Below are 15,063 nucleotides of genomic sequence, written 5' to 3'. Positions count from 1 at the left end.
TTTATGCACTTCACCCTTTAAAACCCACGGTTCATACTATTTCGCTTTTCAGGCTCAAAAATACCTGCCACCTTTGTCATGTCATTAAGACACACAGCCAAAAAACAAAAAAATACAGCCAACAATTAAGAACATTAAAATCATGAAATCGTTAATCGCAACCGCCGCTTTAAGTCTGTTAGTATTAAGTACTGTAGCAGAAGCTCAACCACAGAAAGATCAGTCGCTTATCGCCTCCAATTTGATGGCTTCCTTGCCAACCCAAGATGTTGAGTCCGTAATTACCACTAAATCATCTGTAAATTATCTTTCTTTATTGGCTTCATTACCAATCGTTGATGAAAACGTAGAAACCCCTGCTTATGTAAACGCCTCTGCATTGATGGCCTCTTTACCTATCATGGACGAAAACGTAGAAGTTCCTGCCAGCCTATACGCTTCAAAATTGATGGCTTCGTTGCCCACAATGGACGAAAATGTAGAAATGCCTGCCAAACGTATCAACATAGCAAAATTGATGGCTTCATTGCCAATCATGGATGAAATGACCGTAACGAGTGTATTAAGTGTATTAGTGGATACAAACATTAATCATTTAGATACCAAAAATCAAACAGCTATTCGTTTGACTGAAGAATAATCAAGCTATTCAATTCCATAGATCAGAAGAAAGGCGTATCAGAAAGAGGTCAAACTCTTATGATACGCCTTTCGTATGTTAAGCGATCTTTTCCTGACTGCGCCATTGTTCGGCTTTTTTGCCTACGAACCAAAACGACAGTGCAAGAATAGCAAAGAAGATTCCTTTGTTGGTTCTGTCCCAAAAATATTCAAAGTATCGTGTGTAGATATTGGCCAAAAAGAATACCAGACAAATATCGCGCAGCGTGTCGTTTTTGCTGCGAAAAGCATAAAAGGTAAGTGCCGACAATACCACAGTAAAGCCTGCTGACCAATACCAAAGTGTACCTTGTTTGATGGCCGACCAACGACTGAGATCGTCATAATTGCCGAAAATAGAAAGCATCCAAGCCGCAAAAAGGAATACCACCAACCCAAAAACGTACGTAACCCGTTCGAAAGAACTCAATGGCTTGACTTTCTCGATCATCCATGAAGAGGCCCAAATCACTAAGCCTAAAAGAGTAATACTCAACGGATAATTCATTCCTGCAAATCGAAATCCGCCATCTGACCATTGATATGTTTGTCCTACCCACCAGCCAACAAGCGACAAAAGCATGGCTACCCATAAAAGTTGCGAAGGCAGAAAAGCGCCGATAATTCCGTAAATAATAGTAGCGATCAGTATTGGTTGTGCGTAATGCCCGTCGAAAAGCCCCAGACTGCGCGTCCAGTAGGCAATGGCAACCGCTACGCTTAATGCAATGGTAATGGTATAAGATTCATTACTAATTTGAGAATTGGGATATTTTACTTTCCGCCGGCGCGCCAAATAGACAAAAACTCCTGCGACGAGCGTAAATCCAATGCCAACGGTTGCTTCCGAAAATTCCCATCTTTTTCGTAGTAACTCGATCCATTTTTCATCGATCACCAATGCCCCAAACGCCAATAACCCGCAGGAAACGGCCGAAATAAAAGCATACCAGGCAATGGTGTCGACGTTGGAACTGCGGACTTCGTAGCTTTTTCGCAACTCTTCTGCCAGTTCAGGGGATAGTTTGTGAGAATCTTCCCAAAAGCGAATCGCATTTGAGACAGTAGCAGCTTCTTTTTTATCAAGTTTCATCAACTGTTTCATTGTGGTCCTTTTGATAGACAAAATCTTGTGCCGGTGTGTGAGCTTAGTCGTAGGATTGTTGGAATAAGCCATCAAAGTAAGAAAAATAATTTTCTTTTGATCAATGAGGAAAAAGCAATCATTTGTTGCATAGGTCAATCTTGGCCATGGATTATAGCTTTTAGGGTTCCGGAATAGCCAAGAATATTTTTTTTGGCTATTTTTTCTGATGTCCTTTGCCTTGCGTAAATCTTGTTATAATTTGCCCCAAAATAACGTTATGAAAAAAATAGTACTTCTCGTTACCCTGCTTATGTCCTTTAAGGTATTTTCGCAAAGAGGCTGCGAAAAAGCGATTCATTACGAATACAGCAGTTTTAACAGCGAACATCGGTTTTTTACCCCGACAACCGACGAGAAAGGAAAAGAAGAGCGTATTTTCTTTGAGAAAGCAGTATCAAAAGGGGAAACCCAATACTATGCTCATTTAAAGGTTCATCATTCAACCTTTTATACGGCTTTGACTGATTTTACTATTTTTTTTGCCGACGGTTCCAAAATTGTCAGACGACAGCAAATGATAGACGTAAAGCCTTCTAAAATAACCGACTTTTATAAATCAGCTACCTTGTTTCGGATCACTGAAAATGAATTTAAGTTGTTTTTAGGCAAACGTATTCTCAGTTTTCGCATCCAAACCGATGATTTTAAAGTTCCGGAAGAAGAAAGCATTCAATTAAAACAAGATGCGGAGTGCTTAAAGAATGCGCAAATTCCTAAATGATCTGATTCGTAGTTTTCGAGGTTGGATGGTGTTTTTTTTCACCAACAAAGGGCTTAGGAATGTAATTTATTCCTGAGCTTATTCCACAACTCGTGCCACAAAAACATCATTTCCACCCGATGATACAAGTGTTGCAGTGCCAAAAGTGGCTGTATTGAGAAACATTCCCGTAATATAAATAATGTTATTAGGGGTGACAGCAATGCCGGCGCTATAATCATGGGGAATTCCACCCGCTTTTTGCGCCCAATTCCATGTATTTGCAGTAGGATTGTATTTAGCCACAAACACATCATCAAATCCTGATGCGGTTGATGTAATACTGACTGTGCCGAAGAGAGCTGTACCTTGGAAACTTCCTGTAATATAAACAATTCCATCGGTGCCTACGGCAACATCTCGACTGCCTCCATTACTTGTTCCGCCTGCTTTTTGTATCCATTGAACTGTTCCTGAATTCGTATATTTAGCGATAAAAATATCCGATGGGCCATCGGAGGTAATACTCGTTGCTCCAAAAGAAGCTGTACCGGAGAATCCGCCGGTAATATATACATTACTGCCTGCATCTAAGGCAACTCCGGAGCCTGCATCAAAACTTATTCCTGAGGCTTGCTGTACCCAAAGTAATGTACCGCTGCTGTTGTATTTAGCTAAAAAAATGTCTGTTTCGCCCGCTGAAGTCAGGTTGGTAGTACTAAAGGTGGCAATGTTGCGAAAATAGCCTGTAATATAAGTATTGCCACTAACGTCTACGGTAATATCACTGCCTGAATCACCCGCTGGTCCCCCCGCTTTTTGTACCCATTGAAATACGCCGCTACTGTTGCATTTAGCCACAAAAATGTCAGAATTTGCAGCAGTAAGAGTGGTAGCGCCAAAGGTGGCTGTGCCTTGAAAATAACCTGTAACATAGACATTATTGCTTGGGTCTACCGCGATTCCGTTGCTTTGAACTATATATCCGTTTCCTGCTTTCTGTACCCAAATCCACGTATGGGTTGAAGGGCTATATTTAGCTATGAAAAGGTCATAACCTGAGGAAGTAACGCTTGTTGTGCCAAAATTCGCAACTCCACTAAAATAGCCTGTAATATATACATTACCGGAAGCATCTACAGCAAGCGCGTTACTATACTCATCTTCCGTTCCGCCTGCTTGTTGGACCCACTGTAATTTTCCAAAACTATTGTATTTAGCAACATAAATATCAAAACTGCCTACGGAGGTAATGCTCGTGGTATCGAAGAGGGCTGTGCCGTTGAAAAAACCCGTAATATATACATTCCCGGCAGCATCTACGGCAACACCGGTGCTTTGATCCTCATTGTTGCCGCCTGCTTTCCAAGCCAGTATCCCAAGCGGTTGTTCCTGGCCGGCCGTTAAGGGGTATACCCATTTGGTGCCATTGTATATTCGTAATACATTAAAGGTAGAATCAAACACTACACTTCCCTTCGCCGGAGAGGGTAACGACAAAATTGCTTCGTAAGACAAACTCGGCGGATTGAAAACAGTAGGCGAAATGGTTGTATTTTGAGCCTGTAATTGGCAACTGCAAAAGCTTAAAAACAGAAGAATATATAGCTTGTTCATAGCGTTGAGTACTGTTTGTTGGATAAGAACCAAACGAATATACCTGACTATGGGCTAGCAATAAATGATTGCGGGGTAAATTGCTTCAAAAAATTATCAAATGGTTATTTGGCTTTTTCTTGAAGAACTTATTGCGTATTTTACATTATTAATAATTATTTAAAAATCTTGATATTGGCAAAATAGATGTAACCTCACTCAAGTAATTTCTGCTCCTCCACCCACCGCATCCGATAGGCATTCATGGCCGTTTTACCCAACTTATTGATCAAACGATAGTTTACAACCACACCCACGGCCGCCCCAATGCCCGGAATAAGCTGAGCCATTTTTGCTAAGTCGATATAATCGCGGTATTCCTGTTGGAAAATACGCCAGTCAAACGCATGAATATCTTCAGGAAGTTGTTTGCTTTTTTCATCCCAATTCACCATTTGTAAATACACTTCCTTTCGGCGTTCCTGACTGGAAAACGCCAGTTGAAAAATGTGCAAAATATAAAGACGTTCGCGATAGTCATCAATCGGATAACCGTATTGGGCGGCAATGTCGAAAAGCAATTTAAGCTTGATACTCAATAAAAGAGGAAAATCGGCCATAGCCAACAGGAAACCGCCGGCACCCGCTACGCCTCCTTCGGCCGCACCTGCTGTTTTGTAAAAATTGATTCGTGTCTGAACGGTATGTTCACGTTCCTCCAACGATTCGGCAGGAATAGGCTGAGGTGTAATAAATTCGGCTCCAAACAATACACCGCGGGTCATTTGCTTAATAGTGGTCGTAATTACTTCGTGAATTTTTTCGGGAATTAAGTTATTGATCCACGTTTGGGCTGCTTTTGACAGTCTATTGACCGCCGAAGGTTTTTTAAGCATTTGACGTTGCCATACCTTTAATTCCTTTTTGGCAAGTTCTTCGTAGGATAAGGTGGATAAATCGGTTGACATGATGACAGTTCAGGTAAATAATTCTTTTGGGTGTAATTACAGAATAACCCTGAAAATTCAAAGTGAAAATATGGATTTCAGGGAAAATGAATTGATTCTTTAATGGATTTTGGAGAATTGGGCAGAAACTCCCCGGTTTACTATTATAAATAACGATGATTATACTTTAGTAGTTTACGAACGTATAAAGCCCTTGCAGGTGATAACACCTGTAAATAAAAAACACCATCTGTTATACAAACCGTCGTGTAATCCATTTTTCTATTCATCTATTGTCAAATTTACTAAGCCCATGCGAGTACACATAAAGGGATTGCTCATTGTCATTGGAATAGGGCTGATTGCATTCAGTGCCTTTCAATCCAGCCCTCCTGAAACACTTAAAATTGAAAAAGGAACTCATATTTCTATGATTGGAGGAAATTTGGGGTCACGGATGATGAACTACGGTCATTTTGAAACCGAAATGTACGTTCGTTATCCCGAAAATTCGCTTGTCATTCGTAATATGTGCGATGGTGGCGATACGCCGGGCTTTCGGCCACACGCCAGTCGTAATTTGCCTTGGGCTTTTCCGGGCGCTGAAAAATTCCAGACCGAATACGCCAACTACTCCAACAGCGAAGGCCATTTCGATTCGCCGGATCAATGGCTTACCCGCTTGAAAACGGATATAATCGTTGCCTTTTTCGGCTACAGCGAATCGTTTCAGGGGCAGGCAGGGTTGGCCAATTACAAAGCTGAATTGGATGCGTTCATCAAATACACCCAAAATCAGAAATACAATGGAAAAACGGCTCCGCAATTGGCCATTGTTTCTCCCATCGCATTTGAAGACCTAACGTCGAAATACGATTTGCCAAACGGCATAAAAGAAAATGCGAACCTGTTGCTCTATACCAAAGCAATGAAAGAGGTGGCGGAAAAAAATAATGTACTATTTGTTGATGCCTTTACACCTTCTCAAAAATGGTACGCTGACAGTCAGGAGTTTTTGACCATTGACGGTTCACAATTGAACGAGGAAGGATATAAGAAATTGGGCGTTTTATTGGCCGACCAACTGTTTGGAAAAACAGCTCCCAAAGCCGAAGCCAACCGAAAATTGGTGCGTGAGGCGGTTTTGGAGAAAAACTGGATGTGGCATAATGACTATAAAATTCCCAATGGCGTACACGTTTACGGTCGCCGTTACAATCCGTTTGGCCCTGATAATTATCCTGCCGAAATTCAGAAAATTCGCGAACTGACCGATATTCGTGACAGCGCTATTTGGTTGGCGGCTTCGAAAGGTGAAAAATTAGACCTTACCATTGCCGATAAAAATACCACGCCACTGCCGCCCGTCAAAACCAACTTCAATCCGGAGAAAAACGGCAGTCTCACCTATTTGTATGGGCAAGACGCACTCAGTAAGCTGAAAGTACCGCAGGGTTATAAAATTGAGCTTTTTGCTTCCGAAGAAGAATTTCCTGACTTGGCCAAGCCGATGCAAATGTCTTTCGATAACAAAGGGCGTTTGTGGGTGGCGGTAATGCCGAGTTACCCACATTACAAGCCGGGTGATTCTAAACCCAATGATAAAATTCTCATCTTTGAAGATACTAACAACGACGGAAAAGCCGATAAACAAACGGTATTTGCGGACGGTTTGCACCTTCCCCTCGGTTTTGAGATTGCGAAAGAAGGCGTCTATGTTTCGCAGGGAACCAACCTGAAAATCTTTACCGATACAAACGGAGACGATAAAGCCGACAAGAGCGAGATTCTGTTGAGCGGCTACGATGACCACGATACGCACCACAACAGTCACGCCTATTCCGTAGATCCTTCGGGAGCGATATATTCGGGTGAAGGGGTATTTTTACATACCAACATTGAAACGCCTTACGGAACCGTTCGCGCGACAAATGGCGGTTTTTATCGCTACAGCCCGCAATTGCATAAATTAGAACGCACCGCACAGCTTTCCATTCCGAACCCTTGGGGAATTGCTTTTGATGATTGGGGACAACCTTTCTTTGCTGAAACGTCCAGCCCGGATGTGCGTTGGATGTTGCCCGGTACGGTGTTGCCGAGGTATGGTGAAGCTACCCACAAAGGCGTTCAGTTGATTCAGAAAGAACACATGGTTCGCCCTACTTCGGGATTGGAATTTGTGTCGAGTCGCCATTTCCCGGATGAATTGCAGGGCGATTTTCTCATCAATAATACCATCGGATTTTTGGGAATGAAAGAACACACCTTGACGGATGATGGAACGGGCTATAAAAGCAGACATCGCGCAGACTTGGTCGTGAGCGAAGACCGCAACTTCCGCCCGGTAGACATGGAATTTGCTCCTGATGGCTCACTATTCCTCATTGACTGGCATAATATTCTGATCGGACACATGCAGCACAACGCCCGGGATCCCCTGCGCGACCACTCCCACGGACGTATTTACCGAATCACCTATCCTTCACGACCGTTGGTGACGCCTGCCAAAATAGACGGTGCAAGCATTGAGCAATTGTTGGATAATCTCAAGCTCCCTGAATACCGTACGCGCTACCGTACCCGCCGCGAACTGAGAGGCAGAGATGCCAATCAGGTGTTGCCCAAACTGACCGCTTGGGTGGCCAAATTGGACAAAAATGACCCGCGTTATGAGCATCATTTATTGGAAGGATTGTGGGTAAGTTGGGGATTGAATAAAGTAGACCAAAAACTTCTGCGTCAGATGCTAAAAGCCAAAGATTACCATGCCAGAGCGGCTGCTGTTGAGGTGGTTCGTTATGTAGGCCATCAGGTGCCGGACCAAGCTAATTTGTTGATGCAGGCGGCCAAAGATGAAAACAGCCGCGTTCGGTTAGTCGCTATCGTGGCAGCTTCGTGGATAGGAAAAGAGAAAGGATTGCCCATTTTGGCGGAAGCAAAAAAGATGCCGTTGGACGATTGGATGATCTATGCTTATGAAGCAGCCGAAGCCCATCTGAAAGGCGAGAACGTCATGAAGAAAAAAGAAGCGGAAGTAACGTCTGCGCTGAAAGGAGCTGAGCTGGAGGCATTTAAATTGGGAAAAACCATTTACGGCAAAGAAGGCTATTGTGTGACTTGCCACCAAGCCGATGGCAATGGCCTTTCGGCGTCGGGCTTTCCACCGCTTGCGGGTAAATGGGTACAGGGAAATGAAGATCGTTTGATCAAAATTGTGTTGAAAGGGCTTCTTGGTCCCATTGAAGTAAGCGGCAAACAATATCCCGGCCAAGTGCCGATGACGCCTTTTGCCGGTTTACTCAACGACAAGGAAGTGGCCGCCGTGTTGACCTACGTCAGAAATTCATTTGGCAATAAAGCCTCGGCCATTACGCCTGAAAAAGTAAAAGAAGTGCGAGCCGCTACCGCCAGTCAAAGCGATATTTATACTTCGGGAAAGCTATTGAAAGAGCATCCGTTGGAGAAATAAACACCCAAATAACTGTAGGGGCAGGCATCGCGTCTGCCCCTGATTGCCTTTGTCCTCACACTTTTTTATTACCTTGTTTTTTCAGATAATCGGGCAGTAAATCCCCAGTTCTGATGCTGGAACCGGCCCATAGCATTAAATCCTTTGCCAAAAAAGAAAGCATCTCCTTCCGAAATAAATACCAATTCGTTGTCTCCTTTTTTTAAGTCAAGCACAATGCCGTGTTTGTCAGTGGTTAGCCTGTCCAAGAGGTATTTGGCATAATTGAACACTTCCTTTCCGTTCAGGAATATTTGAAGCTTTCCGGTAAAATCAAAAGAAAGTATTTGTGGTTTATCGGTTTCGGAGACGATCGTTCTTTTGGCAAGTACTGTTCCGTTGGGATACTCAAAATACCTTCCTAAATTCACTATTTCGTCATATTTGGCGTTGATCTTGGTCCAGGATTTCACCTTTTTAACTTGGCTGTAATCATACGCCACATCGCGGGACAATTGTTCTGAAATGGCCCAGTCTGTGAGCGGTTTTGGCAGTTCGGTGAGTTTTATATTGGCAAAATAAGATTCGCCAAACAGACTTCGCAATAAGATCGGCCCACTTTCGGTATCTGTCTCAATGAGCGAAATAGCCATGTCAGCTTCTTTTTTATGGTTGACATACACCCTCATCATTTTATTTTTCACTTCAATGGCGGCATGAAACCACTCTAAGGATGCAATGTCCGTTTTGGCCTCATATTCAGGATAATGATAAAACACCCAGCTTAATCCACCGTTGTAAATAGGCACATATTGGATTGCTTCCTGCGTGCCGCCGTAACCGGGCCGGAAATAAAGAAATTGATAGTTCTGCTCATTTTTTACGTGAAAACCGATTCCCGACATTACCTTCCCCGCAATGTCCAGATCAATTCTGAAATTCTCAAGATTTTTGGTTTTGTTGAACGCAATTACTTCGTTTTTGCCGTCCAGTTTGAAGCAGGCTTTGTCTTTATAATTTAATTCCGGCAACGTGACCGGCGTATTATTCTCAGAAAATGCCTGCCAATCTTTAAAATTGGTTTGACTCCTAAGCAAGTTTGAGAGCAATAAAAAGAATAAAATAAATGAGTTGGCTGTACGCGTTTTCATACTAATTTGGGTTAAAATTTTGAATAGAAATTTTGACACCGCAAGATGATTCCGCTCGTCAAAAAGGCTGATTTCAAAAGAGAACCGTTTTAGAATTATTTTACGATTGTTTTTGTAACCGACACACTATGAGTGAGATAAATGCGGGAGACGAGGCGCTGCTGAATGCGCTGAAAAAAGAAGTAGAAAAAAAAGCAGGCCTGCAAAATGCGGAAAACTGGACCCAAAAAGACTATGACTTTTTGGTGTTTTATATTGAAGAAAATTCAGGGGTCAAAATCAGCCTGACCACCCTCAAACGGATTTGGCGAAATGAGTACAGTCGGCTTCCTCACATCTCTACGTTGGATGCGTTGAGCTATATTGCTTATTCAAAAGATTGGCTTTCGTTGAAGTTGGAAAATACTAAAACGCAAAGCATTCCGGAACAGACTCCAAAAATCAACCCAACAAGAAAGGTTTCTTACCGATGGATTCCGATCAGCATTGCGTTGATCGCGATTTCGTTGTTTTTTGTTTTTTCAAACCGAATTTTCAGAAAAAATACCGGTAACGCAGACGTTATATTTGCGGCTAAAACGTCTGTAGAAAATAAAGTGCCTAATTCCGTTATTTTTACCTACGATGTACATTCGGTGGATGCTGATAAATTTTATATTCAACAATCGTGGGACCCAAGGCGACGCGTGGAAGTTTCAAAAAACAACCATCAGCAAACGGACATTTATTACCTGCCGGGTTATTATATGGCGAAGCTTTTTGCCGACGATTCCATCATCAAAGAAATTCCGGTACATATCGTTACCGATGATTGGGTGATTGCCGCGCACCAAAAAAAGATTGAAAATAAGGTAATTCCTAAAACCGATTGGGTAAAAAACGGCGGAATCGGTGCAGATAAAGCACTATTGAGCCGTCATAAAATTGACATCAATGAACCTTTCAAATTGACGTTTCATGATAGCCATGATTTCAAAACAGACGGCAATCAGTTTTCATTTTCATCGTCTTTCAAGCTGGATTCTTCTGCAAGTACTGTTTGTCCCGTAGCAGCTATCGTCATCAAAGGCGAAAACGAATACATCTATCTGAATGTAGGAAAGAAAGGCTGCGAAAGCGAATTGAAAATGAAGGTGAGCGATAAACGGTTTGACGGCAAAAAAATGGACCTAACCGCTTTTGGTACAGATATTTATAATTGGCAAAACATCAATGTAAGTGCGAAGAATAATAAGGTGGAAATCACTTTGAAAGATAAAAAGGTCTTTACCGCGCCTTATTCAAAATCAATCGGACCACTAAAAGAAGTGGTTTTTATTTTTGACGGATCAGGGGTAGTTGACAAAGTGAAACTAAAGTAGAGGTAGGCCTCGCGTTTGCCCTTTTTTATTTGCGGGTGTTGGCCCGTGCCTTTTCAATCGTTTCCTGAAGTTGGTTCATATCAACTTTTTTCAGAAATTCATTCAACTCCTTTACTTTTTCTTCCACGATTTGATTGCCTGTTTTACGAGGAGCGGGTATGTGTTTGGCTTTCATTATTTTATTTTCTTAAAATGACAAAAAATTCATACGGTTGATTGGGCTGAAAAGGTTCAGAGATTCCTGCCTTACTGATACCTAAAATTACAAATTCTTTCTGAATCTCAGCCAAATCTCGGCTGATTATTAAACGATATAAACGCTGTCTCCGTTCATCGCTACCTTTAAAAGTGACTACTTTGTCAGGATTGGCTTCAAAAAAATCCTCTACGATTCGTATTACTGTAGACATGATTATTTTCATGTCTTTGTTTCGACTTTCTGTAATGTCAGATAAACTACTGTCTTCAAGTACATCTAAAAGAGCTAAGTTGTAGAAATTTCTAAAATCAGCCGTTGTAAAAATCACTCGTTTTCTTACTTCTTTTTCTTGACTACTACTCAGGAAATCATAGCGAATTTCGGTAACAGGGCGTTCGTAAGGGTAATAAGGTTCATCCATCAAATTGTCATTTTTGTTATACTATTTTTAGCCTTGCTACCCTCTTATCTCCACCGTCATTTTCTCTACTTCCATTTACAGTTTTGCGATTTGTAAATCACGGTTTGCTTTGATTTACAGTAGTTAATGTACTGCTCAAAAACCCACTCCCTTCAAAAACACCGCTATTTTATCCATCAATTCTTTCTTCGCATACGCCGGGCTGGAATGCCCTGCGTTGGGAACAAATTCAATCTGAACGGGTAAGTTTTTGCTTTTGTAGACACTCATCAATTCGATGGATTGGTTAATGGGCACCTGAATGTCCTGCTCGCCGTGAACGATAAAGAGGGGAGGAGCGCCGGCGCTTACCTGATAGACCGGACTGGCGAGTTTGGCCAATTCAGGCACCTGCTCTACGGGTTTGCCTAACAAAATAGCCAATGCCGGTAATCGCACATTCAGTCCATGCGGCGTAGACTGATTTAGAATGGTCAAAAAATTGGTAGGACCAAAAAAATCAATGCAAGCCTGTACGGAAGAAGAGGTAGTTGTATAATTTCCAAGTGTGCCTTCCAAGGTTTGATTATTGTTGGTTGTGGCAACCAATGCTCCCAAATGTCCACCCGAAGAAGCGCCCCAAATGATGATCTTATCGGATTTGTAGCCATATTTGGCGGCGTTGGCTCGTAAAAAACGAATGGCGGCTTTGATGTCATGGACCGGCCCCGGAAATGCTTTTTCAGTGCTTGCCCGAAAATCAACGCTTGCCAGTGCGTAGCCGTGTTCCAACATTCCCAAAGGCGGTTTTTCTTTGCTGCCCGAATGCCACGCGCCGCCGTGAATCCACACGATCAAATAAGGGGTTATCTGTCCTTTTAGCTTATAAATATCCAGTTGAAGTTTTTTGCCTTCTGCCTCGGCATACACAATGTCTTTGACAATGATCGTATCTTTTTGGGCGTGTACCGACATTGCACAGATAGAAAGTATAGTTAGGAAAAAAGCAGTTTTCATAAAAAGTAGGATACCTACGGCATCCATTGGTTAATTGTCTATTGTTTTATCTACAAATAGGTAGCACCTATGGTGCAAGAACTTGTTTAAACTCAATGAAATCGTAATTCATGTTACCTTTTTCGACGGTTTTGAGCGTCAGCAAGTGTTTTCCTTTGCGTAGTCTTTGAGCACTGAAGATCACCTGTTTATTCCAATGGTGCCATTGCCGCCAAGCGACGTCATCTTTGGCGTTATAGGTTGATTTAATGACAACGGGTGCTAACCAACTTTTTCCATCTATATCAATGGCGATCTTTCCATCGGCATTAGCGGTGTACATCAGTATGCCTTCATAATAGCCGTCTTCTTTGATTTCAACGGAATAGTTGACCCATTCGCCCGGTTCGGTCCAGCCTACGTAGAGTTGATTCAATAAAGGAACTACTTCGTTAAAAGGATTATCGTCTATTCCTTTCGCTTTAGTATAAGAAATATCTACGCCTTCGTTGATGCGAAACGTATTGAAATAAGTGCCATCGTTGGGGTTCAGTTTACCGCTTCCATTGTTGAGACTATCTTTGTCATGGTACGCAATTCCTTCGCCGCCGCTGTCGTATTTTTCACATTCCAACTTACCCGGAAGTACCTGAAGACTATCTCTATAAGGCTTGCCTTTGTAATTTTTCTGGGCATAAAGCGAACCTGAGAAAAGTACGAAAGTGAGGAGCAGAATTTTTTTAGATGCTTTCAGCATGACAAATAGTTAGTTACTGCTTAATGCCGCGATAGGGAACATTAATGTCGATTTTGCCTTTCCAATTTTTTGGAATCTTTTTGCCCAATTCCCAATGAATGGCGTTGATGACCAATCGTTGAAACGACTCTACCGCAAAATCTTCGGGATGGCCCATGGTAGTCATAAAAACCTTGCCGCCAAAGCTGTTTTTCCACGTCCACGCTACGGGATTTTCGATGGCTTTGGGGTTGTTGGGGTTAACGGATTTTCCCATTAATAACCACGTAGCTCCTGCCGCAGGATAATCGGGTTGTACTTTATACAACCATGAAGAAACATGGAAAGTGGGTGCAACGCCTGTCAAAATAGGATTGGAAGCGGCGGCGGGAATGATGGAAACATCCGTGGTACTTTCGTGACCGTAGTGGGTATGATTGGCTTTGCCGCCCCAACCGGGAGGCGCTCCAAAGGCCAATTCTGCAAACGCATTCCATTTTTCAGACTCGTGCCCTTTGGGGAAATTGAACGAGTGCGTGGTGGTACGAAACCCGATCATCGGTTTGCCCGAACGCATGTATTTGTCAATGTGAGCCAGTTGGTCGGCGGGGAGTTGGCGCCAGCGTAGAAAGAAAACCGCTAGGTCGGCTTCTTCCAAGGCTTCCAATCCGGGGATATTTTTTTCAGCGTTTTGGTCGGGGGAAGATTTGAGTACTTTGGTACGGAATCCGTAGTTTTTTTCCAATTCTGCCGCCAACAACGGAAGGGTTTGCTCGCCGCTGTACTCATGATCGCCGCATACAAAAACGATCAGTGGTTTTTTAGCTTTGGGAGTTGAATGCGCAAAAACTCCGCCCCACCCTAAAAGCAAAAGGCACAGCGCAGATACAAATACGTTTCTTTTCATAAAAAGGGAGATTAGAACTTTAAGTCGGTTCATCAAAAGCACGAACCAATAGTAGCATAAAGCCTGAATCTCCCTTTATTTTACTGCCTTTGGTAGTATTTTCAAGAAGACATTACTTATTCGTGATGCTTAAGTTGGCAAAATCTCCGCCCGACGTATTTCCTACCCACAAGCCTATTTTACCGTTTTGGCGTTGATTTAATTTGTCAATGCTCAGAGAAGGTACAGAGCTATTGTTGATATATACCAAAACATGCGGATAGTCCACTGCTATTTTAGCGTGGAACCATTCATTGGGATTTGGTGCAGGAGAGACCGATTTTTCGTATTTGCCGTTTTGCGTTGCTCTTAATTTTTCCCACGGAAAATCAGGGTGAGACACATACTGTACGGCATGAATACGACGGACGGAGTCCGTAGCCTGAAAATTAAAAGGACGAAAATAAACGGCATCAAACGTCTTGTCATCCTCCCCGTGAAAGGCAACGCCGACAAAACTTCGTTGAAGAACATCTTTGCCTTTGATGTCAAGTTCAATGACACCGTTTTGAAAAGCAATACCTTCAAGCCATGCGATACCTTCGCCTTCTTTTTCAGAGAAAGAAATGCCTTTGTGTTGCGGATCGGTACCGGGCGTAAGTGTCCGATTAAACACCTGTAGTTTGCCTTTGGCGTTCAGATCATAGAGATCATAAGCAACGGACTTTTGTTGGGCAAAGGCGCTGAGCATACAGGCGCAAAGAAAGATTGTTGCTAAAGAAAATCTTGAAGTCATGTGTATGAAGATAAATGGCTGTACGGGTTTGATTATTGGT

14 protein-coding genes are annotated in these 15,063 nt (G+C 42.6%); 4 read left to right on the top strand and 10 right to left on the bottom strand.

Annotated elements, in window-relative coordinates; all coding sequences use genetic code 11:
* Positions 1–142 precede the first annotated feature (142 nt).
* Positions 143–640 carry a hypothetical protein gene (locus ACQY73_RS14790; protein ID WP_428667379.1) on the top strand — a complete coding sequence of 166 codons (498 nt, stop codon included), beginning with the start codon at positions 143–145 and terminating at the stop codon, positions 638–640.
* A 78-nt stretch (positions 641–718) separates the two neighbouring features.
* Here the strand turns inward: ACQY73_RS14790 and ACQY73_RS14785 are convergent, their stop codons facing one another.
* Positions 719–1,765 carry a hypothetical protein gene (locus ACQY73_RS14785; RefSeq protein WP_428667377.1) on the bottom strand — a complete coding sequence of 349 codons (1,047 nt, stop codon included), beginning with the start codon at positions 1,763–1,765 and terminating at the stop codon, positions 719–721.
* Positions 1,766–2,024: 259 nt separating this feature from the next.
* Here ACQY73_RS14785 and ACQY73_RS14780 point away from each other — a divergent pair, with 259 nt between their 5' ends.
* Complete coding sequence (locus ACQY73_RS14780) at positions 2,025–2,528, top strand: hypothetical protein (RefSeq protein ID WP_428667375.1); 504 nt, start codon at positions 2,025–2,027, stop codon at positions 2,526–2,528.
* A 78-nt stretch (positions 2,529–2,606) separates the two neighbouring features.
* Here ACQY73_RS14780 and ACQY73_RS14775 read toward each other — a convergent pair whose 3' ends face one another.
* Together ACQY73_RS14775 and ACQY73_RS14770 are read right to left on the bottom strand one after the other, a co-directional pair.
* Complete coding sequence (locus ACQY73_RS14775) at positions 2,607–4,124, bottom strand: SBBP repeat-containing protein (protein ID WP_428667373.1); 1,518 nt, start codon at positions 4,122–4,124, stop codon at positions 2,607–2,609.
* 194 nt (positions 4,125–4,318) lie between these two features.
* Positions 4,319–5,071, bottom strand: coding sequence for an EcsC family protein (locus ACQY73_RS14770; protein ID WP_428667371.1), 753 nt, complete (start codon positions 5,069–5,071; stop codon positions 4,319–4,321).
* A gap of 292 nt (positions 5,072–5,363) precedes the next feature.
* Between ACQY73_RS14770 and ACQY73_RS14765 the strand changes: the two genes are divergently transcribed.
* Positions 5,364–8,519 (top strand): PVC-type heme-binding CxxCH protein, encoded by a 3,156-nt coding sequence (locus tag ACQY73_RS14765; RefSeq protein WP_428667369.1) that lies wholly within the window; start codon positions 5,364–5,366, stop codon positions 8,517–8,519.
* 68 nt (positions 8,520–8,587) lie between these two features.
* Here ACQY73_RS14765 and ACQY73_RS14760 read toward each other — a convergent pair whose 3' ends face one another.
* Entirely contained in the window at positions 8,588–9,649 is a 1,062-nt protein-coding gene (locus ACQY73_RS14760; protein WP_428667367.1) for a family 16 glycoside hydrolase, read from the bottom strand.
* A gap of 128 nt (positions 9,650–9,777) precedes the next feature.
* Between ACQY73_RS14760 and ACQY73_RS14755 the strand changes: the two genes are divergently transcribed.
* Complete coding sequence (locus ACQY73_RS14755) at positions 9,778–11,010, top strand: hypothetical protein (protein WP_428667365.1); 1,233 nt, start codon at positions 9,778–9,780, stop codon at positions 11,008–11,010.
* Between the two features lie 25 nt (positions 11,011–11,035).
* On the opposite strand, the gene ACQY73_RS14750 is transcribed toward ACQY73_RS14755, so the two are convergent.
* From ACQY73_RS14750 to ACQY73_RS14725, 6 genes are all read right to left on the bottom strand, one after another.
* Positions 11,036–11,185: a hypothetical protein gene (locus ACQY73_RS14750; protein ID WP_428667363.1), complete on the bottom strand. Its 150-nt coding sequence runs from the start codon at positions 11,183–11,185 to the stop codon at positions 11,036–11,038.
* Positions 11,186–11,189: 4 nt separating this feature from the next.
* Entirely contained in the window at positions 11,190–11,630 is a 441-nt protein-coding gene (locus ACQY73_RS14745) for a DUF6934 family protein (protein WP_428667361.1), read from the bottom strand.
* Positions 11,631–11,765: 135 nt separating this feature from the next.
* Positions 11,766–12,626, bottom strand: coding sequence for an alpha/beta hydrolase fold domain-containing protein (locus ACQY73_RS14740; protein WP_428667359.1), 861 nt, complete (start codon positions 12,624–12,626; stop codon positions 11,766–11,768).
* Positions 12,627–12,693: 67 nt separating this feature from the next.
* On the bottom strand, positions 12,694–13,362 hold the full coding sequence (locus ACQY73_RS14735; protein ID WP_428667357.1) for a carbohydrate-binding protein: 669 nt from the start codon (positions 13,360–13,362) through the stop codon (positions 12,694–12,696).
* Positions 13,363–13,375: 13 nt separating this feature from the next.
* Positions 13,376–14,248 (bottom strand): ThuA domain-containing protein, encoded by an 873-nt coding sequence (locus ACQY73_RS14730; RefSeq protein ID WP_428667355.1) that lies wholly within the window; start codon positions 14,246–14,248, stop codon positions 13,376–13,378.
* Positions 14,249–14,360: 112 nt separating this feature from the next.
* On the bottom strand, positions 14,361–15,023 hold the full coding sequence (locus ACQY73_RS14725; RefSeq protein ID WP_428667353.1) for a family 16 glycoside hydrolase: 663 nt from the start codon (positions 15,021–15,023) through the stop codon (positions 14,361–14,363).
* Positions 15,024–15,063: the final 40 nt, after the last annotated feature.

This window comes from Runella sp., from assembly GCF_965279615.1.
GTDB lineage: Bacteria > Bacteroidota > Bacteroidia > Cytophagales > Spirosomataceae > Runella.
The sequence above is the reverse complement of the archived record's forward strand: the minus strand, read 5'-3'. Positions and strand labels throughout refer to the sequence as shown.